Here is a 2,838-nt window from a genome sequence, read left to right as displayed (position 1 = left end):
TACGGTTGAACTGTTCATTTCGCTATTAACAAACTCAATTTCTTGAGTTACAAAGTTCATTTCTTTACTGTCAAACTCAATTTCTTTACTGACAAAGTTCATTTCTTGATTGACAAAGTTCATTTCCTTGCTGAAAAAGTTCATTTCTGTCAGGTATTTTGTAATTGCGTCAGGTACAAAGTTCATTTCTTCGTTGACAAAGTTCATTTCTTTGCTGACAATATTTATAGATTGTTGATTTTCAATGAGATATGATTTGGAGGGGTTTTCTGGATTACTTTCTAAGGTAATTGGCTATATGGGGTTTGCAACCTTTAAAAGAATGGTAGCCCTTGGCAGAAGTTTATATTGGTAATTGGTAAGACAGGATATTAGTTACACTAAAATAAAAATCAAAAATGTGAAATAATTAAATTTACCGCTTGTAAATCGCCAAATTCTGAAGCTTTTTCCCAATCGCTTCTTGCTAAATCTTTCCTACCAAGACTAAAATAGACCGTCCCTCTATTTATATAATATTTGGGATTCTCATTGTCGTAATTAATTGCCAATGTAAAATCATTTAAAGCACCTTCATGATCTTTTAATGCATATTTTGATGTAGCCCTACTATTATAAACGTCGGCATACTCTCGAAAACAACTTAGTACAAAATCATAGTCCTCTATTGCATCTGCAAATAGATTTAGTTGATCCTTTGAATAAGCTCTATAAACAAATGCATCTAATACTTCTTGTGAAGGATAACCTACTCCATCAATTATAAAAAAATGATTAGGATCTTCTTGATGAAAAAGACTAATTAGTTTATCAAACTCTTTAATTGCCTCATTAAATTTATTAAGTCCAATTAGTTCATTCCCTTTATCTAAAGAGCTTCTATTTTCAGAAATTTTTGTTTTAGTCTTCTCAAACATATATTTTGCTTGAGAGTTTCCAAGTTTAATACTTTCAGAAAAATCATCAAATGCATCTAAAAAGTTGCATAAATTAAATTTACATATAGCTCTTTCATAAAAAAACTCTGCATTTGAACTATCTAGAGATATAGCATTATTAAAGTCAACTATTGCGGAAATACAATTATTGTTAGAAGCTTTTAATTTCCCTCTTTCAAAAAAGTCCAATGCAGGTATATGGCTATATTGCATACTGTCAAAGTTTATATGAAATGGAAATGGTTTGTTGTTCAAAATTGAAGTGATTGTCTTTATTTCCTCATCTAAATCCAAATAATCAGGATCACTATCTTTAATAATATTCAAATCACTTAAGGCATCATCATACTTTGATAATTCTTTATAACATAATGCTCTATTGTAATAGGCGTTATTGTTTTGGCAATTAATTTCTATTGCTTTTGTATAGTCATTTAAAGCAGATGTATACGATTTAAGAATATATTTCATTAACCCTCGATTTATTAAGGCTTCTTCATCGATGGGATTTATTGATAAGCATTTATCAAATGATATTAATGCCTCGTTAATATTGCCTTTTTTGTGATTATTTATTCCCTCTTGGAAGTAAAATAAAAAGTTGTTTTCCATTATTTTTATTAAATTTTACTATATACAGTCATTGGCTTGCTTATGTCCCAAAGACTAATTGATAAATATACAATATGTCTATTAAATCTTTGCTGCTTGTCTGAACAAATCTTCTAGTTCATTTTGAACTATTACAAATTCATTTATTGCGTCATCAAATTTTCTTTTATTCCATATACCAGCAACAATAAATTTATCATTAGTACCCGGAATAGATACTTGAATTTGGGGATCAGAAGAAAAATGACCGGTCTTATAAGTATCAATAAAATTTTCTATAACCGGAAAAAGATGACTAATTTTTTTGTAGAGAACATCGGGCAAATATATCTTGTATCTTCCATATGTTTGAATGAGTTGACGGTAATGAGTTATTAAAATTTTAAAATCTTCATAGGAATCAGCCACTTCCTCATATTTGTCTCCCTTATTTAAGAAATCTAAATAACTGGTTATTTGGGTAAATTTTGCGTAAATTTCCTCTATTGCTTTTTTTTCATCATTAAGTTTGGAAGAAAGACGCATGTTAAATTCTTGAAGCTCTTTTTCCAACTCAATTTTAAATTTTTGTAATAATTTCTCATGATTGCTATCAACTGATTTTTCAATTTGCCTTGACCAATATTTTATTCCAAAAAAAATGGCGATTGTCATTAGAAAAAAGAATACAGTGCCAATAACGCCAAAGCTTTTAATTAGTTCTTGCGTTTGTTGAAGCGTTTTTGAGATTTCCTCCATAGTTCGATTTTTTAAATTTCAACAAATCTAAACCTAGTTTTGGCAATTTTATGACCGTCAGTTTATATTTTTAAATAAATAGAACCATAAATTAAAATTATATCAGATAGGAATATTCTCTCGATTTAATGCCATTTGCTATTATTTTCTGAATTAAATATTCAGTCAGGAATACTAAGTTGAAAATAGCACCTAACTACTATCGAATTAATAAAATGCCTGATAGGGTTGCCAACCTTAGTAGAAAAAGTAACCAACTAAATGCAGCAACCTTATTACCTTATTTGTATTTGCTTAAATGATTACAAATTGTAGCAATAAGGTAATAAGGGAGGGTTTAATTGTATTTGGATTTTCTACTAAGGTTGAAAAAGCAGTAACTGCTGGTTTGATTGATAAAGGAGATTAAACAAAACTGACAAATCTGATAGCTTGCTAAAGCCGGCATATTACGTATTACTCCTACGGAACAATGGGAGAAATAATAATGGATGTTTTTCTACAAACATAACTCACCAATGTTGTGGAAAACAGATTGTGTGGTAAAAGC

3 protein-coding genes are annotated in these 2,838 nt (G+C 29.3%); all 3 read right to left on the bottom strand.

Translation table 11 applies throughout. The features are described from left to right. Positions 1–207: hypothetical protein (locus ACHZDT_RS10365; protein ID WP_394774555.1), on the bottom strand; the 207-nt coding region annotated here is incomplete at its 3' end. Between the two features lie 185 nt (positions 208–392). Next, positions 393–1,550, bottom strand: a complete 1,158-nt coding sequence (locus ACHZDT_RS10360; RefSeq protein ID WP_394774554.1) for a tetratricopeptide repeat protein — start codon at positions 1,548–1,550, stop codon at positions 393–395. A gap of 81 nt (positions 1,551–1,631) precedes the next feature. Next, positions 1,632–2,288 carry a hypothetical protein gene (locus ACHZDT_RS10355; RefSeq protein ID WP_394774552.1) on the bottom strand — a complete coding sequence of 219 codons (657 nt, stop codon included), beginning with the start codon at positions 2,286–2,288 and terminating at the stop codon, positions 1,632–1,634. Positions 2,289–2,838: the final 550 nt, after the last annotated feature.

This window comes from Flavobacterium sp., from assembly GCF_043722275.1.
Taxonomy (GTDB): domain Bacteria; phylum Bacteroidota; class Bacteroidia; order Flavobacteriales; family Flavobacteriaceae; genus Flavobacterium.
This window is presented reverse-complemented; position numbering and strand designations above follow the sequence as displayed.